Source organism: Streptomyces sp. x-19 (assembly GCF_046549115.1).
In the GTDB taxonomy this organism is placed as follows: Bacteria; Actinomycetota; Actinomycetes; order Streptomycetales; family Streptomycetaceae; genus Streptomyces; species Streptomyces albulus_C.
On the sequence record NZ_JAJPWK010000010.1, the window covers coordinates 214733 to 234478 of the forward strand.

The 19746-nt window shown below is 70.3% G+C and carries 20 protein-coding genes and 1 pseudogene; 19 read left to right on the plus strand and 2 right to left on the minus strand.

Annotated features, from left to right (window positions below; translation table 11 throughout):
- Positions 1-26: 26 nt before the first annotated feature.
- The 3 genes from ACLJT4_RS23810 to ACLJT4_RS23820 all read left to right on the plus strand — a co-directional run bounded on the left by ACLJT4_RS23810 (position 27) and on the right by ACLJT4_RS23820 (position 3445).
- Positions 27-1322: a site-2 protease family protein gene (locus ACLJT4_RS23810; RefSeq protein ID WP_411124952.1), complete on the plus strand. Its 1296-nt coding sequence runs from the start codon at positions 27-29 to the stop codon at positions 1320-1322.
- A 387-nt stretch (positions 1323-1709) separates the two neighbouring features.
- A complete protein-coding gene (locus ACLJT4_RS23815) occupies positions 1710-2663 on the plus strand; it encodes a tRNA (adenine-N1)-methyltransferase (RefSeq protein ID WP_411124954.1) in 954 nt (317 codons plus the stop codon).
- A gap of 203 nt (positions 2664-2866) precedes the next feature.
- Entirely contained in the window at positions 2867-3445 is a 579-nt protein-coding gene (locus ACLJT4_RS23820; protein ID WP_411124956.1) for a hypothetical protein, read from the plus strand.
- A gap of 90 nt (positions 3446-3535) precedes the next feature.
- On the opposite strand, the gene ACLJT4_RS23825 is transcribed toward ACLJT4_RS23820, so the two are convergent.
- Complete coding sequence (locus ACLJT4_RS23825; protein WP_016570825.1) at positions 3536-3829, minus strand: ferredoxin; 294 nt, start codon at positions 3827-3829, stop codon at positions 3536-3538.
- Between the two features lie 249 nt (positions 3830-4078).
- On the opposite strand from ACLJT4_RS23825, the gene arc reads away from it, so the two are divergent.
- From arc to prcA, 6 genes and pseudogenes are all read left to right on the plus strand, one after another.
- A complete protein-coding gene (arc, locus tag ACLJT4_RS23830; RefSeq protein ID WP_411124958.1) occupies positions 4079-5845 on the plus strand; it encodes a proteasome ATPase in 1767 nt (588 codons plus the stop codon).
- Between the two features lie 275 nt (positions 5846-6120).
- Entirely contained in the window at positions 6121-7632 is a 1512-nt protein-coding gene (dop, locus tag ACLJT4_RS23835) for a depupylase/deamidase Dop (protein ID WP_411124960.1), read from the plus strand.
- 188 nt (positions 7633-7820) lie between these two features.
- Positions 7821-8039, plus strand: coding sequence for a ubiquitin-like protein Pup (locus ACLJT4_RS23840; RefSeq protein WP_016570828.1), 219 nt, complete (start codon positions 7821-7823; stop codon positions 8037-8039).
- Between the two features lie 24 nt (positions 8040-8063).
- Positions 8064-8234: pseudogene (locus ACLJT4_RS23845) on the plus strand (hypothetical protein); the annotation flags it as partial.
- Between the two features lie 79 nt (positions 8235-8313).
- Positions 8314-9159 carry a proteasome subunit beta gene (prcB, locus tag ACLJT4_RS23850; protein WP_411124963.1) on the plus strand — a complete coding sequence of 282 codons (846 nt, stop codon included), beginning with the start codon at positions 8314-8316 and terminating at the stop codon, positions 9157-9159.
- A 70-nt stretch (positions 9160-9229) separates the two neighbouring features.
- On the plus strand, positions 9230-10045 hold the full coding sequence (gene prcA / locus ACLJT4_RS23855; protein ID WP_411124965.1) for a proteasome subunit alpha: 816 nt from the start codon (positions 9230-9232) through the stop codon (positions 10043-10045).
- Between the two features lie 54 nt (positions 10046-10099).
- Here the strand turns inward: prcA and ACLJT4_RS23860 are convergent, their stop codons facing one another.
- Positions 10100-11209, minus strand: coding sequence for a LacI family DNA-binding transcriptional regulator (locus ACLJT4_RS23860; RefSeq protein ID WP_411124967.1), 1110 nt, complete (start codon positions 11207-11209; stop codon positions 10100-10102).
- A gap of 114 nt (positions 11210-11323) precedes the next feature.
- Between ACLJT4_RS23860 and ACLJT4_RS23865 the strand changes: the two genes are divergently transcribed.
- The 10 genes from ACLJT4_RS23865 (at position 11324) to tatC (ending at position 19720) form a co-directional block, all read left to right on the plus strand.
- On the plus strand, positions 11324-12583 hold the full coding sequence (locus ACLJT4_RS23865; RefSeq protein ID WP_411124969.1) for an MFS transporter: 1260 nt from the start codon (positions 11324-11326) through the stop codon (positions 12581-12583).
- 9 nt (positions 12584-12592) lie between these two features.
- Positions 12593-13954, plus strand: coding sequence for a Pup--protein ligase (gene pafA, locus ACLJT4_RS23870; protein ID WP_407616779.1), 1362 nt, complete (start codon positions 12593-12595; stop codon positions 13952-13954).
- A gap of 153 nt (positions 13955-14107) precedes the next feature.
- Complete coding sequence (locus tag ACLJT4_RS23875; RefSeq protein WP_411124971.1) at positions 14108-15124, plus strand: FKBP-type peptidyl-prolyl cis-trans isomerase; 1017 nt, start codon at positions 14108-14110, stop codon at positions 15122-15124.
- 68 nt (positions 15125-15192) lie between these two features.
- Positions 15193-15564 (plus strand): FKBP-type peptidyl-prolyl cis-trans isomerase, encoded by a 372-nt coding sequence (locus ACLJT4_RS23880; RefSeq protein WP_016570835.1) that lies wholly within the window; start codon positions 15193-15195, stop codon positions 15562-15564.
- Positions 15565-15678: 114 nt separating this feature from the next.
- Positions 15679-16671 (plus strand): helix-turn-helix transcriptional regulator, encoded by a 993-nt coding sequence (locus tag ACLJT4_RS23885; protein ID WP_411124974.1) that lies wholly within the window; start codon positions 15679-15681, stop codon positions 16669-16671.
- 13 nt (positions 16672-16684) lie between these two features.
- Positions 16685-17635 (plus strand): helix-turn-helix transcriptional regulator, encoded by a 951-nt coding sequence (locus ACLJT4_RS23890; RefSeq protein WP_016570837.1) that lies wholly within the window; start codon positions 16685-16687, stop codon positions 17633-17635.
- Between the two features lie 60 nt (positions 17636-17695).
- On the plus strand, positions 17696-17956 hold the full coding sequence (locus tag ACLJT4_RS23895; RefSeq protein ID WP_411124976.1) for a hypothetical protein: 261 nt from the start codon (positions 17696-17698) through the stop codon (positions 17954-17956).
- A 26-nt stretch (positions 17957-17982) separates the two neighbouring features.
- Positions 17983-18192, plus strand: coding sequence for a hypothetical protein (locus tag ACLJT4_RS23900; protein ID WP_016570839.1), 210 nt, complete (start codon positions 17983-17985; stop codon positions 18190-18192).
- Positions 18193-18400: 208 nt separating this feature from the next.
- The gene (tatA, locus tag ACLJT4_RS23905; RefSeq protein WP_016570840.1) at positions 18401-18700 is read left to right on the plus strand and encodes a Sec-independent protein translocase subunit TatA; all 300 of its coding nucleotides are present in this window, start codon (positions 18401-18403) and stop codon (positions 18698-18700) included.
- 63 nt (positions 18701-18763) lie between these two features.
- Positions 18764-19720 carry a twin-arginine translocase subunit TatC gene (gene tatC / locus ACLJT4_RS23910; RefSeq protein WP_411124979.1) on the plus strand — a complete coding sequence of 319 codons (957 nt, stop codon included), beginning with the start codon at positions 18764-18766 and terminating at the stop codon, positions 19718-19720.
- The last annotated feature ends 26 nt before the right edge of the window (positions 19721-19746 follow it).

The window sequence follows — 19746 nt, forward strand, 5'->3', positions numbered from 1 at the left end:
GAAGCCGCATTCAACGAGGGGACGTCGTGGACGAGAGCGGGAAGCCGCAGGACCCCCAGGAGTCCGGGCAGGACCGGCCGCCCCAGCCGCCCGAGCGCACACCCGACGGGCCCCAGGCGCCGCCCCCGGGCGCACCGCGGGGCGGCGACCGGCGCGACACCGGCCCGAAGGCCCCCGGCGGCGGCATCCTCATGGGCCGTCCCTTCGGCGTGCCGGTCTACGTCGCACCTAGCTGGTTCCTGGTCGCCGCCCTGATCACCTGGGTCTTCGGCGGCCAACTGGAGCGGATCCTGCCGGAACTGGGCGCCGCGCGCTACCTGGTCTCGCTCTTCTTCGCGGTCGCCTTCTACGCCTCCGTGCTCGTCCACGAACTCGCGCACACCGTCGCGGCGCTCCGGTTCAAGCTCCCGGTCCGCCGGATCCAGCTCCAGTTCTTCGGCGGCGTCTCGGAGATAGAGAAGGAGAGCGAGACCCCTGGACGGGAGTTCGTCCTCGCCTTCGTCGGCCCGCTCCTCTCCCTCGTCCTCGCCGGCGTCTTCTACGCGGGCATGCAGGTGGTCGAACCGGGCACGGTCCCCGGCGTCCTGCTCGCCGGCCTGATGGTCTCCAACCTCATCGTCGCGGTCTTCAACCTGCTGCCCGGCCTCCCGCTGGACGGCGGCCGGATGCTGCGCGCCGTCGTCTGGAAGATCACCGGCAAGCCGATGAGCGGCACCGTCGCCGCCGCCTGGGTCGGTCGCGCGCTGGCCGTCACCGTCCTCATCGGCCTCCCGCTGCTCACCCGCACCGGCGCCCTCGGCCGGGCCCCCGAGGAGCTCAGCGGCGCCGATTCGCTCACCGACGCGCTGCTCGCCGCGATCCTCGCCGCCATCATCTGGACCGGCGCCGGCAACAGCCTGCGCATGGCCCGGCTCCGCGAGCGCCTCCCGGACCTCACCGCCCGCACGCTCACCCGGCGCGCCATCCCCGTCGAGGCCGACACCCCGCTCTCCGAGGCGCTGCGCCGCGCCAACGACGCCGGGGCCCGCGCCCTGGTCGTCGTCGACCGCCAGGGGTTCCCCACCGCCCTGGTGCGCGAGGCCGCCCTCGTCGGCATTCCCGAACACCGCCGCCCATGGGTGTCCGTCGGCTCCCTCGCCCAGGACCTCAAGGACGGCATGCGGGTCGCCGCCGAACTCTCCGGCGAGGCCCTCCTGGACCACCTCCGGGCCACCCCCGCCACCGAGTACCTCGTCGTCGAACCCACCGGTGCGATCTACGGCGTCCTCACCACCGCCGACGTGGAACGCGCCTTCGTCGCCGCCATGGCCCGCCCGTCCTGACCACCCAGGGACCGCCGGGACAACCCATCGCGCGGGAACCGGTCGACGGGCCCCGCAGCCCCTGGCCCCGGCCGCTCCGGAACCCCAACGCCCCGCGGTCCGGCCGCACCCGGACTCCGGCGCACCGGGGCCGGACGGACTCCGGCGCCCCGGGGCCGGGCGCCCGACCTGCCCCGCCGGTGCCCGCGTCCCACCGCCGCGCGCGGTTCCCCGCCACCGCCCCCGGGTAGCCCCCAGCCGGGGGGCCGGCCCCGTTCGACGCACCCGTAGGCGCTCGCCCGCCGGCACCGCCGAGTGGTGCGCCGCAGGCCCGCTCCGCGGCCGGTGCGGGGGCCGGGACCCGTGCCCGTGGTACGGCGGACGCGGAACGGCCGGTAGGCTGGTCACATGTCCGAACCGACCGGTGCCGCCCGCCGTCGCGGGCCCTTCAAGGTCGGGGACCAGGTCCAGCTCACCGACCCCAAGGGACGCCACTACACCTTCACGCTCGAAGAGGGCAAGAGCTTCCACACCCACAAGGGAGCCTTCCCCCACGACGAGCTGATCGGCGCGCCCGAGGGCAGTGTTGTCCGTACCACCGGAAACGTCGCTTACCTCGCGCTGCGTCCCCTGCTCCCCGACTACGTCCTGTCCATGCCCCGCGGTGCCGCCGTGGTCTACCCCAAGGACGCGGGGCAGATCCTGGCGATGGCCGACATCTTCCCCGGCGCCCGCGTCGTCGAGGCGGGGGTGGGCTCCGGCTCGCTCAGCAGCTTCCTGCTGCGCGCCATCGGCGACGACGGCATGCTGCACTCCTACGAGCGCCGCGCCGACTTCGCCGAGATCGCCACCCAGAACGTGGAGCGCTACTTCGGCGGTCCGCACCCCGCCTGGACGCTCACCGTCGGCGACCTCCAGGACAACCTCTCCGACACCGACGTCGACCGGGTCATCCTGGACATGCTCGCCCCCTGGGAGTGCCTGGAGGCCGTCTCCAAGGCCCTGGTGCCCGGCGGCATCCTCTGCGCCTACGTGGCCACGACCACGCAGCTGGCCCGCACGGTGGAGGCGATCCGCGAACACGGCACGTTCAACGAGCCGTCGGCCTGGGAGACCATGGTCCGCACGTGGCACGTGGAGGGCCTCGCGGTCCGCCCCGACCACCGCATGATCGGCCACACCGGCTTCCTGCTGACCGCCCGCCGGCTGGCCGACGGCGTCGAGCCCCCGCTGCGCCGTCGCCGGCCCGCGAAGGGCGCCTACGGCGAGGACTACAGCGGACCGGGGCGGGAGAAGACCGCCGCCGACAAGCCCGACGGGACCGCTGCCGACCTCACCGACGGCTCGCCCGAGCGCGACTGACGCCTCTGGCAGGCCACCGAACCGACCGGCGCCGCCGACGAGTTCCCGTTCTGCGGGAACCGTCGGCGGCGCCGTTTCGTTCTGCCTGCGGACCGGTACGGAAAACTCCGCAAACTCCGCCCCCGCCGGTTCCTTGCTGCCCCCGGCTGTGGAACGATGCTGGGCACTCCCACCGCCACAGCACCTCACAGGAGTTACCCCTAGTGCAGCCCTTGGCAGGCCAGGACCTGTTGCACACCCAGCCCCACCCCATGCACTGGCTCGCCACTGCCACAGCCGTCTCCGCGGTGATCGCGGTCTCGTCCCTCTTCCAGCCCTCCGCGGCCACCGCCACAGCCGCCGGCACCGCCTCCGCCCCGGCCGCCGCGCCCCCCGACCCGAGCCGCGTGACGTTCCCGGTCAACTGCGGACCCAACCGCCTCGACGTGGTCCAGAAGGTCTCCGGCGACCTCGACGGCGCCGGCGGCACCCAGACCGTCGCCGTGGTCCGCTGCCACACCGAGGCCGGCAGCCCACCCAGCGGCGTCTACGTCCTCGCCCAGCCGTCCGACCCCAAGGCCGCACCGCGGATCGTGGCGACCCTCCTGGCGCCCGCGCAGCGGCTCTCGGTCCAGGACCTCACCCTCCAGGGCCGGGCCGTCTCCGCGACCCTCCAGGGCTATTCCTCGGCCTCCGTGCCGCGCTACATGCCGGACGTGCACAAGACCGTCAAGTGGCAATGGCAAGGCGGGAAGTTCGTCCAGAGCGAACTCCCCGCCTCCACCGCGACCGAAGGTGCCTGATCCGTCACTCGGTGCGGACGTCTACGGCGATCTGCCGCGTCCTGCCTACGCCGCGTACGCACGGCGTCCACTCCGGGTCAGCGGAGCTCGTCACTCCGCGTCGGGTCCGTAGACCTCGACGTGGTCGGAGACCCGGCGCACGTGGATGCAGTCGCCGGGGCACTCCTTGGCCGAGTCGCGCACGTCGGTGAGCAGCGGCAGCGGGACGGGCGTTGTGGCGCCCTTGTCCTGTAGCAGCTCGTCGTCGGCGCTCTTCACATAGGCCAGCCCGTCGATGTCCAGCTCGAAGACCTCGGGCGCGTACTGCGCGCAGATCCCGTCCCCGGTGCACAGGTCCTGGTCGATCCAGACTTCCAGCTCCGGTGCTTCGTCCTGCGCAGTCATGTCGCCTGCCGTTCCTGCTTACGTGAATCGTTTTTGTCTAAGTGGCGCCAGCCCTGACGGGTGTTGACCGACTCGACGATACAACCGCTCGCTTTCCGATGTTGTTGGGTGGGTATTCCCTTGGCGTGAGGACGTGCGCAAGGGTGAAGATCGGACACACCCCGACAGTCTTTTCGATCTAGGGGTTTCAACCTGCACCGGCCCAGGTAGGGTCTGGAAGCGTCCAGCTCCTTGGAGGAGGTGAGGACCGTGGCAGCCCACGACGACGACATCAACCGCGGCATCCGGCCGGGGCGCGGGTCTGAAGATCCAGCCGGTCAGGTTGCCTATCTTGAGCAGGAGATCGCCGTCCTGCGACGTAAGCTCGCCGACTCTCCGCGGCACACGAGGATTCTCGAAGAGCGGATCGTCGAGCTGCAGACCAACCTGGCCGGCGTGTCCGCCCAGAACGAACGCCTCGCCAATACGCTCCGCGAGGCCCGCGACCAGATCGTGGCCCTCAAGGAAGAGGTCGACCGGCTCGCACAGCCGCCGGCCGGTTTCGGTGTCTTCCTGCAGGCGAACGAGGACGGCACCGTCGACATCTTCACCGGGGGCCGCAAGCTCCGGGTGAACGTCAGCCCCAGCGTCGAGGCCGAGGACCTCCGGCGCGGCCAAGAAGTGATGCTCAACGAAGCGCTCAACGTGGTCGAGGCCATGCAGTTCGAGAGCGCCGGCGACATCGTCACCCTCAAGGAAGTCCTGGAGGACGGCGAGCGCGCGCTGGTCATCGGGCACACCGACGAGGAGCGGGTGGTGCGGCTCGCCGAGCCGCTGCTGGACATCACCATCCGCCCCGGCGACGCCCTGCTGCTCGACTCCCGCTCCGGCTACGTCTACGAGGTCATTCCCAAGAGCGAGGTCGAGGAGCTGGTCCTCGAAGAGGTCCCGGACATCGACTACACCAAGATCGGCGGTCTGAGCGGTCAGATCGAGCTGATCCGGGACGCGGTCGAGCTCCCCTACCTCTACCCGGACCTCTTCAAGGAGCACGAACTCCGCCCGCCCAAGGGCGTCTTGCTCTACGGCCCGCCCGGCTGCGGCAAGACGCTCATCGCCAAGGCGGTCGCCAACTCCCTTGCCAAGAAGGTCGCCGAGGTGACCGGGCAGCCCGCGGGGAAGAGCTTCTTCCTGAACATCAAGGGCCCCGAGCTGCTCAACAAGTACGTCGGCGAAACCGAGCGGCACATCCGCCTGGTCTTCCAACGCGCCAGGGAGAAGGCGAGCGAGGGCACGCCCGTCATCGTCTTCTTCGACGAGATGGACTCCCTCTTCCGCACCCGTGGATCCGGGGTCAGCTCGGACGTGGAGAACACCATCGTCCCGCAGCTGCTCTCCGAGATCGACGGCGTCGAGGGCCTGGAAAACGTGATCGTCATCGGTGCCTCGAACCGCGAGGACATGATCGACCCGGCGATCCTGCGCCCCGGCCGCCTCGACGTGAAGATCAAGATCGAGCGTCCGGACGCGGAGGCCGCCAAGGACATCTTCTCGAAGTACCTCACGGAAAGGCTCCCGCTGCACGCCGACGATCTCGCCGAGCACGGGAATTCCCGTAAGGCTGCGGTCAGCGGAATGATCCAGTCGGTCGTCGAGCAGATGTATGCGGAATCCGAGGAAAACCGTTTCCTGGAGGTCACCTACGCCAATGGTGACAAGGAAGTCCTCTACTTCAAGGACTTCAACTCCGGCGCGATGATCGAAAACATCGTGGGTCGTGCGAAGAAGATGGCCATCAAGGCTTTCCTGGAGCACAACCAGAAGGGTCTGCGGGTCGCGCACCTCCTCCAGGCGTGCGTGGACGAGTTCAAGGAGAACGAGGACCTGCCCAACACCACCAACCCGGACGACTGGGCGCGGATCTCCGGAAAGAAGGGCGAGCGGATCGTCTACATCCGGACCCTCGTCACCGGAAAGCAGGGCGCGGACACCGGTCGCTCCATCGACACGGTGGCGAATACCGGCCAATACCTGTAACACCGCTCTCCGGCTGCGGATGTCCTGGATGGGGCGTCCGCAGCCGGACGCTTTTCCGGGGGCGCGCGGGCCGCTGGGGCGGTCCGGCGACGGACCAGGGAAAACCGGACTGGAGCAATGACTGTAATGATCTCCCCAGCGCCGCAAAGGCGTTCTAGGCTCTTCGGTACCGCTGCGTCTCGCTGTGCGGGTGCGGGGAACGCACGGGAACCGGAAGTGCAGCGGTTTTTGAGCGCCTGCCCCATCCGGGGGCGCCGCCGGGCAAGGAGGGCCGCATGACCGTACGGCGAGTAATGGGTATCGAGACGGAGTACGGGATCTCCGTCCCCGGTCACCCGAACGCCAATGCCATGCTCACCTCGTCCCAGGTCGTCAACGCGTACGCGGCGGCGATGCACCGGGCACGACGTGCTCGCTGGGACTTCGAGGAGGAGAACCCGCTGCGGGACGCGCGAGGCTTCGACCTCGCCCGTGAGGCCGCCGACTCCAGCCAGCTCACGGACGAGGACATCGGCCTGGCCAACGTCATCCTCACCAACGGGGCCAGGCTCTACGTCGACCACGCCCACCCCGAGTACAGCGCGCCCGAGGTCACCAATCCGCGCGACGCGGTCCTGTGGGACAAGGCCGGCGAGCGGATCATGGCGGAGGCCGCCGAGCGCGCGGCGCAGGTCCCGGGCGCCCAGCCCATCCACCTCTACAAGAACAACACCGACAACAAGGGCGCCTCCTACGGGACGCACGAGAACTACCTGATGAAGCGGGAGACCCCGTTCTCGGACATCGTGCGCCACCTGACCCCGTTCTTCGTCTCCCGGCAGGTGGTCACCGGCGCCGGCCGGGTCGGGATCGGCCAGGACGGCCGCGAGCACGGCTTCCAGATCAGCCAGCGCGCCGACTACTTCGAAGTGGAGGTGGGCCTGGAGACGACCCTCAAGCGGCCCATCATCAACACCCGGGACGAACCGCACGCCGACGCCGAGAAGTACCGCCGGCTGCACGTGATCATCGGCGACGCCAACCTCTCCGAGATCTCGACGTACCTGAAGCTGGGCACGACGGCGCTGGTGCTGTCCATGATCGAGGACGGTTTCATCGCCGTGGACCTCGCCGTCGACCAGCCGGTCCGCACCCTGCACCAGGTCTCGCACGACCCGTCGCTGCGCCATCTGATCACGCTCCGCAGCGGGCGCACCCTGACCGCGGTGCAGCTCCAGATGGAGTACTTCGAGCTGGCCCGCAAGTACGTCGAGGACCGTTACGGCGCGGACGCGGACGAGCAGACCCGGGACGTGCTGTCCCGGTGGGAGGACGTGCTGGGCCGGCTGGAGAACGACCCGATGAGCCTGGCGGGCGAGCTGGACTGGGTCGCGAAGCGGGAGCTGATGGAGGGCTACCGCCGCCGGGACGGCCTGGACTGGGACGCCGCCCGGCTGCACCTCATCGACCTCCAGTACGCCGACGTGCGCGCCGAGAAGGGCCTGTACAACCGCCTGGTGGCGCGCGGCCGGATGAAGCGGCTGTTGGACGAGCCGACGGTGGAGCAGGCCGAGCTGAAGCCTCCGGAGGACACCCGGGCCTATTTCCGCGGCCGCTGCCTGGAGCAGTACGCGGACGACGTGGCCGCCGCCTCGTGGGATTCGGTCATCTTCGACCTGCCCGGGCGTGACTCTCTGCAACGGGTGCCCACACTGGAGCCCCTGCGCGGGACCCGTAAGCACGTGAAGGAGCTACTGGACCGCTGCCGCACGGCAGAAGAGCTGGTCAGGACGTTGTCCGGACGCTGACGAGGGGCAGGTTCATGGCAAATACACCATGATCCGCAGTCGATCGACGGCTGAATCGGCCCCGCCGCGGGAATCATTCAGGTGACTCTCGGGCGTTGCAGCAAGTGCAGGGCCGATGTCGGACCCTGCTTGTAGGGTCGGATCTTGAAGGTCACATCGAGCGGGGCAAACCGAGCGGGGTGAGGGATATGGCGACCAAGGACAGCGGCGGCGGACAGCAGCGGGCCACCCGGTCCACCGAAGAGGTCGAGGAGCAGGCCCAGGACGCGGAAGCGTCGGGGGACCTCAAGGAGCGCCAGGAGAAATTGTCCGACGACGTGGATTCCGTCCTGGACGAGATCGACGACGTCCTCGAAGAGAATGCCGAGGACTTCGTGCGGTCATTTGTCCAAAAAGGCGGACAGTAAGCGCAAATCGGGCGCTTATCTCTGATGCTCGCCGGCCGGTGTGCCGTGCGCGGTGCGAAAAGAAATTCCCGCGTACGGCGCCCGGTCGGCGCGCACGGCTTCGGGCGGATTCTGCCCGGCCCGTTCGATACCGGATCCCGACATGTGGATCACGGCTTCGGGACGGGTAGGGTCCCAGTCGTACTCTGCTTCAGCTGCAATGCAGCCTTGGGTCAATTCAAGGATCGGCCGGACGTACTTCGGGGCGGGCGGCCGAGTATCCGGAAGGAAACGTGTGGAAGCCAATACACCGAGCACCGGGCGTCTGCCAGCTGCCTTCCTGACGCCTGGATCCTCGTCATTCATGGACTTCCTCGGGCAACAGGCGCCCGAGCTGTTGCCCGGCAAGCGCTCGCTGCCGCCCGTGCAGGGCGTCATCGAGGCACCGCACGGCACGACCATCGTGGCGGTGTCGTTCCCCGGCGGTGTGGTGCTCGCCGGTGACCGCCGGGCGACGATGGGCAACGTCATCGCTCAGCGCGACATGGAGAAGGTGTTCCCGACCGACGAGTACTCGGCGGTCGGCATGGCGGGCACGGCCGGCCTCGCGATCGAGATGGTCAAGCTCTTCCAGCTGGAGCTGGAGCACTTCGAGAAGGTCGAGGGCGCCCAACTCTCCCTGGAGGGCAAGGCGAACCGACTCTCGACGATGATCCGCGGCAACCTCGGGATGGCCATGCAGGGCCTCGCCGTGGTGCCGCTCTTCGCCGGCTACGACCTGGAGCGCGAGACGGGCCGGATCTTCTCCTACGACGTCACCGGCGGGCGTTCGGAGGAGCACGGCTTCGCGGCGACCGGCTCCGGCTCGGTCTTCGCGCGCAGTGCGCTCAAGAAGCTGCTCCGCGAGGACTTCACGGAGCAGCAGGCCGCCACCGCCGTCGTCCAGGCGCTCTACGACGCCGCCGACGACGACTCGGCGACCGGCGGTCCGGACTTGGCGCGGCGGATCTACCCGATCGTCACGGTCATCACCGAAGAGGGATTCAAGAAGTTGACCGAGGCGGAGGTCTCGGAGATCGTCCGCGCCGTGCACGAGCGGCGCCTCGACCAGCCCGACGGCCCGCGCGCCGCGCTGCTCTGACGGGACGGATGGTTTCGTGGTGCGCCCCCAGACAGCGAGAGAGCTTTTGACAGGAAGGGACGGATAGCCGGTGTCGACGCCGTTCTATGTCTCACCCCAGCAGGCCATGGCCGACCGCGCCGAGTACGCCCGCAAGGGCATCGCGCGCGGGCGCAGCGTCGTGGTGTTGCAGTACACCGACGGCGTGCTCTTCGTCGCCGAGAATCCGTCCCGCGCCCTGCACAAGGTCAGCGAGATCTACGACCGGATCGCCTTCGCGGCGGTCGGCAAGTACAACGAGTTCGAGAACCTGCGGATCGGTGGCGTGCGCTACGCCGACCTGCGCGGTTACACCTACCACCGGGAGGACGTGACCGCCCGAGGGCTGGCCAACGTCTACGCCCAGACGCTCGGCACGATCTTCTCCAGCGCCGCCGAGAAGCCCTACGAGGTGGAGCTGATCGTCGCCGAGGTGGGCAACGCCCCCGAGGACGACCAGATCTACCGACTGCCGCACGACGGCTCGATCGTGGACGAGCACGGCTCGGTCGCGGTGGGCGGCCAAGCCGACCAGATCAGCACCTACCTCGACCAGCGCCACCGCGACGGAATGTCGCTGGCCGAGGCGCTGCGGCTGGCCGTCGACTCGCTCTCCCGGGACACCAACGGCGGCGAGCGCACGCTGACCGCCGAGCAGCTCGAGGTCGCGGTGCTGGACCGCACCCGTCCACAGAAGCGGAAGTTCAAGCGGATCCTGGGGCGTCAGCTGTCCCGGCTGCTGGACGAGCACGCCGACGCGGAGCAGGAGAAGGACGAGCCCGCGGCGGACGCGGGGGAGTCCTCGGGTGACGCCCCGTCGGGCAAGGGCGGCAAGAGCACCGGCAAGGACACCGACGCGGAGGACTGACCGGCAGTTCCTCCGCTTCCGGGCCGCACGGCACGGACCGCGCGCCCCGGTGGGTCATCGCCCGCCGGGGCGCGCGGCGTTGTGTCCGGCGTCCGGCGGCGGGGCCGTGGAGCCGCGCGGCACGAGGGCGACCGGCAGGGTGGCGGCCTCGACCGGGGTGCCGTCCAGAACGGCCATCAGGGCCCGCATCCCGGCCTCCCCGAACTCCTCGGCGGGCAGTCGAACGGTCGTCAGTTCCGGCTCCACGGCGACCGCGAGGGCCAGGTCGTCGAAGCCGGTGACCGAGACGTCCTCCGGGATCCGCAGGCCGAGCCGGCGGGCCGCCTTGCAGGCGCCGGCGGCGATGATGTCGTCGTCGCAGAGCAGCGCGGTGGGGCGGGGGCCGGGGGCGGTCAGCGCGGCGTGCGCGGCCCGTCGGCCGGCGTCCACGCCCAGTGCGGAGGGCTGGCGGCGCAGCACGGCGCCGGGGACGTCGGCCAGCATGTCGGCCAGGGCCCGGGCGCGGACCGCGAAGGTCCAGGACTCCACGTCGGCGGCGAGGTGGGTGATCCGTCGGTGGCCCAGTCCGGTGAGATGGGTGGCCAACTGCCGTGCGCCGTCGGCGATGTCGAGGTTGACGGCGGCCGCGGCGGTGGGGTCGTCCGGGTCGCTGTCGAGCATCACCAGCGGCAACCCGGCACCGCGCAGCGCGGCGAGTGCGTCGGCCGCCATCGACGAGGCGATGACGCCGTCCAGCGCGGCCGAGGCGGAGTCGAAGGGGCTGGGGGCCACTCCGTTGCCCTCGGGGGAGGGGTAGAGCACCACGCCGAAATCGTGGTCCGCGGCGAGCCGTGCGGCGCCGGTGTAGACCCGCGCGAAGAACTCGGTGGTGAGCGCCGGGACGACGAGCAGCGCGGTGCGGGTGCGCCCGGTGCGCAGGCTGCGGGCGGCGAGGTTGGGGCGGTAGCCCAGCTCGCGGGCGACGGTTCGGACGACCTCTGCCTTGCCGGGGGAGACCCGGCCGCGCCACTTGTCGCCGAGGACCAGGGAGACCGCGGCCTGTGAGACGCCGGCGGCGCGTGCGACGTCGCGGCTGGTGACCCGTGCGGCGGCCCGGGCGGGCGAGCCGTCCGGCAGGTGCTGTGGGTCGCCGGGTGCGGCCTCGTCGCTGGTCACCGGGCGCATCACTCCTTGGTCCGACACTGCGGGGGTGGACCCGCGGGTTGCCGTCATGGTACTTATGACGCCACACGTTATACGTAACACGCCCTGGCGTGGACCGGGCGGAGAGGGGTGGGCGTGGCCGCCGGATATGCGGATTTGCTCAAGACCCGGTATGCCGCACGGCTGCTGGTCGGAACCCTGGTCGGGCGGCTGCCGAACGCCACCGCCGCGCTGGCGGTGGTCCTGTTCGTGCGCGGCCAGGGCGGCAGCTACGCCCTGGCCGGCGCGCTCTCGGCGATCTACGGCGTCTGCAACGCCCTCGGTCAGCCGCTGCTCGGCCGCGCCGTGGACCTCTACGGCCAGCCCCGGGTGATGCTGCCCGCCTCGGTGCTCTCCGGCCTGGGCATGGCGCTGCTGGCCGCCGTCGGGGTGGAGCCGCGGTGGCCTGCCTACATCGCGATGGTGATCGCCGGATTCTTCACCCCGCCGCTGGAGGGCGGACTGCGGGCGCTGTGGCCGGCGGTGCTCCAGCGGACGGACCGGGTGCACGCCGCGTACGCGCTCGACGCGGTGGCGCAGGAGGTCATGTTCGCGGTCGGCCCGTTGCTGGTCACCCTGTGCGTGGCCGCCTGGTCGGCCGCGGCGGCACTACTGGTGATCAACGGCATCGGGGTGCTCGGCGCGCTCTCCGTCGCGGTCTCCGCACCGTCGCGGCAGTGGCGCAGTGCGCCCCGGGAGGCGCACTGGCTCGGTGCTCTGCGCGCGCCCGGACTGTTGGTGCTGGTCGGCGCGTTCTTCTTCGTCGGGCTGGCGCTGGGGTCGATCGCGGTGGCGGCGGTGGCCTACGCCGACCTGCACGGCGGCGGCATGGTCTCCAGCTACCTGCTCTCCGCGCTGGGCGTGGGGGCGCTGGCCGGCGGTCTGGTCTACGGCGCCCGCCAGTGGCCCGGGCGCCCCGAGTCGCGGCTGCGGCTGCTCGTGGGGCTGTTGGCGCTGGGTTATCTTCCGCTGTTCCTGGTGCCCGGGGTGGCCGGCATGACGGCGCTGACCGGGCTTGCCGGGGTGTTCCTGGCGCCGGCGCTGGCCTGTGCGTTCGTGGTGGTGGACCGGCACGCGCCCAAGGGGACGGTGACGGAGGCGTTCTCGTGGCTGGTGACCACGTTCGGCGTCGGTTCGGCCGCCGGCGCCTCGGTGGCCGGCCCGGCGCTGGAGAGCGGTGGACCGGCCGCGGGGTTCGCGGTCGCCGGTGTCTCCGGAGTCGCCGGTCTGCTGGTGCTTTTGTCGATGAAGCGATTCCTGGGCGATCCGGTGGCACCCGTCGACGACGCGGTCCGGGCGGAAAATGATCGAAACGGGGCCGTCGAACCCGGTTTCAGAGCAGGCCATCAGGCGTAATGTTCAGTCATGGACCGCCGCATTTTCGGGCTGGAGAACGAGTACGGCGTCACGTGCACGTTCAGGGGACAGCGCCGACTGTCACCTGACGAAGTGGCGCGGTACCTCTTCCGCCGTGTCGTGTCATGGGGCCGCAGCAGCAACGTCTTCCTGCGGAACGGCGCCCGCCTGTACTTGGACGTGGGGTCGCACCCGGAATACGCAACTCCCGAGTGCGACAACGTGACCGAACTGGTCACCCACGACAAGGCCGGCGAACGCATTCTCGAAGGTCTGCTCGTCGACGCCGAACGCCGCCTGCACGAGGAGGGAATCGCGGGCGACGTCTACCTCTTCAAGAACAACACCGATTCGGCGGGAAACTCCTACGGCTGCCACGAGAACTACCTCGTGGCCCGGCACGGGGAGTTCTCCCGGCTCGCGGACATCCTCATTCCGTTCCTCGTCACCCGGCAGTTGCTGTGCGGTGCCGGCAAGGTGCTGCAGACGCCGCGCGGCGCGGTCTACTGCGTCAGCCAGCGTGCCGAGCACATCTGGGAGGGCGTCTCCTCGGCGACGACCCGCTCCCGGCCGATCATCAACACCCGGGACGAACCGCACGCGGACGCCGAGCGCTACCGCCGGCTGCACGTCATCGTCGGCGACTCCAACATGTCCGAGACCACGATGATGCTCAAGGTCGGGGCCACGGACCTGGTGCTGCGGATGATCGAGGCGGGCACCGTCATGCGCGATCTGACGCTGGAGAACCCGATCCGGGCGATCCGTGAGGTCAGTCATGACACCACCGGTCAGCGCAAGGTGCGGCTGGCCAGCGGGCGCGAGGCGTCCGCCCTCGAAGTGCAGCAGGAATACTACGAAAAGGCCGTGGATTTCTGTGACCGTCGCGGAATCCGCACGGGCACCGTCGAACGCGTCCTGGAGTTGTGGGGCCGCACCCTCGAAGCCGTGCGCGACCAGGAACTCGATCGCATCGCGACGGAAATCGACTGGGTGATGAAGCATCAGCTCATCGAGCGGTACCGCGCGAAGAACAACATCAGCATGTCCCATCCGCGCGTGGCGCAGATAGACCTCGCGTATCACGACATCCACCGCCGCCGGGGGCTTTACTACCTCCTGGAGCGGAAGGGACAGGCGGCCCGGATCTGCAACGACCTGAAGATCTTCGAGGGGAAGTCGGTTCCGCCGCAGACCACGCGTGCGCGGCTGCGGGGCGACTTCATTCGCCGGGCCCAGGAGCAGCGTCGTGATTTCACCGTCGACTGGGTGCACCTGAAGCTCAATGACCAGGCGCAGCGCACGGTGCTGTGCAAGGACCCGTTCCGTTCCGTCGACGACCGGGTGGAGAAGCTCATCGCCGGGATGTGACGGCCGGAAATCCGCGCGGTGCGCCGGGAGCGTGAATGCTCCCGGCGCATTGTCGTGCGGCGGCGGGCCGTTGTGTTAACCGGAAGCGGCCACAGCGACAGGTCGTAGAGTGGCGGGCATTGCCCATCTTCCCCACGAGCCCGAGTTGGACAGATGCTGAATACTCCCGGGGGGCGCTTCCCCCGTCCGTTCGCCACGCACACCCGCCGCGCCGCCGCTGCCGCGCTGGCGGTGCCCGTTCTGCTCCTCACCGCCGCCTGCGGGAACGACGACGGCAAGACCTCCGACGCCGCGGTGGTCAAGGTGACGGGCAAGCCGGGCGCGAAGCCCACGATCTCCGTGCCGAAGGACGCCAAGCCGGCCGACAAGGCCGTCACCAAGACCCTCATCGAGGGCAAGGGCGCGGTCGTCAACAAGGGCGACCTGGTCCGACTGGACTTCACCGCGCAGACCATGAAGGGCCAGAACCTCGGCAGCAGCTGGACCCCGCAGCCGGGCGCCAAGCAGGGTGCGGCGCGCACCCAGGTGGTCACCGAGGTCACCGACCAGATGACGCAGCAGATGGTGCCGCCGTCGGTGCTGACCGCCGCCGCCGGGCAGAAGGTCGGCGGCCGGTTCGAGGTCGAGGGCACCGCCAAGGCGCTGATCGGCGAGGGCCTCAACCCGCAGTCGGGCATCAAGCCGGAGGACGGCCTGGTCTGGGTCGTCGACGTGGTCGGCGCCAAGAAGGTGGACAAGAAGGCGAAGGCCGAGGGCACCCAGGCGGCGCCGGAGGACGGCATGCCGGAGGTGAAGGCCGCGGACGACAAGGCCGCGACGATCACCATCCCCAAGGGGGAGAAGGCGCCCACCGACCTCAAGCAGCAGGTGCTGATCAAGGGCAAGGGCCCGGAGGTCAAGGCCGGTGACGGCCTCATCGCCCAGTACACCGGCGTGAAGTGGGAGGACGGCAAGAAGTTCGACTCGTCGTGGGACCACGGTGGCGCGACGGCCTTCCAGATCGGCACCGGCCAGGTCGTCCAGGGCTGGGACCAGGCACTGGTCGGCAAGCACGTCGGTGACCGGGTCGAGATCGTGATCCCGCCGAAGCTGGGCTACGGCGCCAGCCCGCAGCACGAGCTGGCGAAGAACACCCTGGTCTTCGTGGTGGACATCGTCGGCACGGTCTGACCGGACGTTCCTCGGGATCTGCAAGACTGACCCGGTAATCGAAAAGATTCGCAAGTAGGAGCACATACGTGAACATCGACAAGCCCGAGATCGACTTCCCCGAGGGCCCGGTTCCCACCGATCTGGAGATCGTGGACCTGTGGGAGGGCGATGGGGCGGTCGCCAAGGCGGGGGACATGGTCTCCGTGCACTACGTCGGCGTCTCCTACAGCACCGGTGAGGAGTTCGACGCGAGCTGGAACCGCGGCAAGCCGCTCCAGTTCAAGCTCGGCGTCGGTCAGGTCATCCCGGGGTGGGACAAGGGCGTGCAGGGCATGAAGGTGGGCGGTCGGCGCCGGCTGACCATCCCGCCGCACCTCGCGTACGGCGAGCGCGGCGCCGGCGCCGCGATCGGCGCCAACGAGACGTTGATCTTCGTCTGCGACCTGGTCTCCGTCTGAGACCCCGCACGACGCCGTGAGGGTCCGCGCCGACCGGCGCGGACCCTTTCGCTTTTGCGGTACGCACCCAGGGCGGTACGGTCACCCGTTGGGAGCTAACGAGAGAGGGCGTCGATGGCGATTGCCAAGGCCGAGCGGCTGATGAATCTGGCGCTGTGCCTGTTGGGGACGCGACGCCCGTTGACCAAGCACGAGCTGCGGTCGTCGATCGAGGCGTACCGCGACGTGTTCGGCCCGGGGGCCGGTCACGGCTCCGGAGACGACGCCTTCAACCGGATGTTCGAGCGGGACAAGGACGACCTGCGCGAGCTGGGCCTGGTCATCGAGACCGTGGACGGCATCGACGGCGAGGTCGGCTACCTCGCCCGGCGCGACAGCAACCGCCTGCCCCCGATCACGTTGGACGCCGAGGAGTCCGCCGCCCTCGGACTGGCCGCCAAGGTCTGGCAGCAGGCCCGGCTGGCCGGCGCCGCCAGCGGCGCGCTGCAGAAGCTGCGGGCGGCCGGGATGCCGCTGGCCGGGGACGTCGACGACGTGGACGCCGCTGCGCCGCACAGCGCGTTGGAACCCCGGATCCCCGCCCACGAGGCGTCCTTCGAACCGCTGATGCTGGCCTGCCGGGACCGCCGCCCGGTCGTCTTCGACTACCGCAAGTCCAACGCCGCGCGGCCCGAGCAGCGCCACCTCGAACCGTGGATCCTGGAGTGCTGGCGCGGCCACTGGTACGTGGCCGGCTGGGACCGGGACCGCGGCGCCGAGCGGGTCTTCCGGCTCTCCCGGATCACCGGCAAGGTCCGTTCCCGGCAGGGCAAGTTCACCGCGCCGGTGCCGGACCACGTCACCGTCCGCGAGACCGTCGAGCGCTGGGCGGGGGAGGCCGCCACCGGCACCGCACGGATCAAGCTCCGCGCCGGGCACGGCTATCCGCTGCGCGCCCGCGCCCTGGCCGTCCATCCGGCGGACGGCGACTGGGACGAGTTGGAGATCCCCTACGGGCACGGACTCGACGCCTGGTTGGTGGAGTTCGGGCCCGACGTGGTCGTACTGGAACCGGCGGAGCTGCGGGCCGAGGTCATCGACCGGCTGCGCGCGGTGGCCAAGGGCTGAGGGGAGCAGGACCATGGCTGCGAACGCGATCGACCAGACCCGCCGAATGCTGTCGCTGGTGACGTACCTGCGCGAGCGCCCCGGCGCCCGCGTCGGCGACGTCGCGCGCGCCTTCGGCATCACCGAGGACGAGCTGATCGCCGACCTCGACGTGCTGCCGATGTGCGGGACGAGCTTCCGCGGCGGCGACCTGATGGACATCGACACCGACGGCGACCGGATCTGGTGGCACAACCCCGACGACGTCGCCGAGCCGCTCCGGCTGGCCGCCGACGAGGCCACCGCGCTGCTGGTGGCGGCCCGTGCGGTGGCCACCCTCCCGGGGCTGCGCGAGGGCGACCGGCAGGCGTTGCTGCGGGCCACCGCCAAGCTGGAGGCGGCGGCCGGTGAGGCGGCCGGTGCCAGCTCCCGGCTGTCGGTGACGTTCGAGTCCGAGGGCGGGGTCTTCGCGGACGTGGACCGCGCCATCGCCGAGCGGCGCCGGCTGTGGCTGCGCTACTACTCCCCGGCCCGGGACGAGCTGACCGAGCGCGAGGTGGACCCGATCCGGTTGTTCGCGGTCGGTCACACCTACATGGAGGCGTGGTGCCGGCTCTCCGAGGCCCGGCGCACCTTCCGGCTCGACCGGGTCGCCGAGATCAAGCTGTTGGACGCGCCCGCCGACCCGCCGCCGGTCGAGCTGCGCGACCTGTCGGAAGGGCTGGTGCAGCCCGCGGCCGAGGACCCCGAGGTCGCCATCGAGGTGGGCCCCGGCGGTCGGTGGGTCGCCGAGTACTACCCGCACGACAGCGCCGAGGAACTGCCCGACGGGGGGCTGCGGATCACCCTGCGCACCCCCGACCCGGCGTCGCTGCGACGGCTGGCCCTGCGACTCGGCCGGGACGGCCGGATCGTGTCGCCGCCCGCCCTTGAGGCGAGCGCCCGGGAAGCCGCCCGGCAGGCGCTGGCGGCGTACGGCGAGTGAGACCGGCCCGTCCAGTGGGCGGGCCGGCGCACCGTTGACCGTAGGAGAAGGCAGCGAAGGATGACGACCACGATGGTGACGACCACGCTGGCGGGCATGACCGCTCCGGTGCTCTTCAAGGCGGCGTGTCCGGAGTGCCGCGGGCGTTTCGAACTGGCCTCGGACGCCTTCCGGCTGGCGATCGGCGCCAGCCGCCGCACCACCTTCTACTCCTTCACCTGCCCCGACTGCGACCGGGCGGTGCGCAAGCCGGCCGGCGAGCGGATCGTGGAACTGCTCACCGGCGGCGGGGTGCGCACGCTGCGGCTGCACATCGGCTGACCGGGACGAACGGATAGGCTCGCGGCATGCTCTGGCCCATGATCGCCATCGCCCTGGGGTTCCTGGGGCTCGTCGTCCTCGGCGTCCTCGCCGTCCGCGTCTTCGCCGAGGTGCGGCGACTGGCCCGGGCGGTCGGCACGGCCACCGAGCGGATCCAGCGGGCCACGGAGGACCTGGAGCGGGCCGCGGTGCCGCTCGCCGCGCGGATGCACGACCTGGGACGCGAACGGACCTGAGCGCGGTCGCACCCTGCTCTTGCGTGCCCCCGGCAGGTAGGCTGCTGAGCGGTTCAGACCGTGCGGTGGTGTGGGCAATCCGGAGTATGCACGGGGATTGCCGGACGTTCACCGCCGAACGTTACGATCGAGGGACCACCAGGACGCCAGTCCGACCCCATCGGCAGGCACCACAGGAGACGCCGCCCCGGCGAGAAGGTAGTCGCACATGCTAGCCAACCTGAGGCTCCCCGAGATTCTGCTGATCATCGCCGTGATCTTCCTGCTGTTCGGCGCGAAGAAGCTGCCTGACATGGCGCGTTCGCTCGGCAAGTCGGCCCGCATCCTCAAGAGCGAGGCCAAGGCGATGAAGAAGGAGGGCGAGGCGGAGCGGTCGGCTGACGGCGGCACCGCGGCGCAGGCTCCTGCCGACGCCGCCCAGCAGGCGCCTCGTACGATTCAGGCTTCGCCCGGCGACGTGGCGAGTTCGCGCCCCGTGGCCGAGCCGAACCGCACCACCCAGAGCTGACCCAGCCGATCCCGGCCGTGCCGACACCGTCGGTGCGGCTGACGTACGAGACGAGGAAGTGGGTTGCTCAAGTCTGCCCGCAAGCAGCAGATGGACCCCGAGGGGCGGATGCCCCTCGCGGCACACCTGCGTGAGCTGCGCAACCGGCTGCTGAAATCGGTGCTGGCGATCCTTGTGGTCACCGTCATCGCCATGTGGCAGTACAAGGCGATCGCCCACTTCATCACGGGGCCGGTCATCGACGCGGTCGGCTGCCCCAAGAACGCGTTGCCGACCGATGGGAAGCCGCACCCGTGCGCGGAGATCACCGCCAACGGTCTGCTGGCACCGTTCACGATCATGCTCAAGCTGTCGCTGACGACGGGTCTGGTCGCCGCCAGCCCGCTCTGGCTCTACCAGCTCTGGGCGTTCCTCGCGCCCGGTCTGCACAAGCACGAGAAGAAGTACGCGCTGAGCTTCGTGGGCGCCGGCGTACCGCTCTTCCTCGGCGGCGCCTACCTCGCCTACGCGGTGCTGCCGACCACCGCGGGCGCGCTGGTCGGGCTGACGCCCAGCGACTGGGCCAACCTCTTCCCCGCCGACGACTTCCTCGACATCGTCACGCGCATGGTGCTGGTCTTCGGCTTCTCCTTCGAGCTGCCGCTGCTGCTGGTGCTGCTGAACCTCGGTGGGGTGCTCACCGGCAAGCGGGTGCTGAGCTGGTGGCGGTTCATGGTGCTGGGCATCACCATCTTCTCGGCTGTCGCCACGCCGACCGGTGACCCGCTGACCATGTCGCTGCTGGCCGCGCCGATCGTGCTGCTGTACTTCGGCGCCGTGGCCATCTGCCTCTTCAACGACCGCCGTCGGAGCCGGGCCAACCCGGACCGGGACCTGGCCGACGACGAGGCGTCCGAGCTCGACCTGACCCCGGCCGAGGTCGGTGCGATCGAGCCCGTCGAGTCCAGCCGGATGCTGCCGGGAGAGACCGGTGAGGACGGCACGGACCGTGGCCGACGCGGTTACGACGACGTCACGTGAGGTGACGGGTGAGCGCGGGATCACGT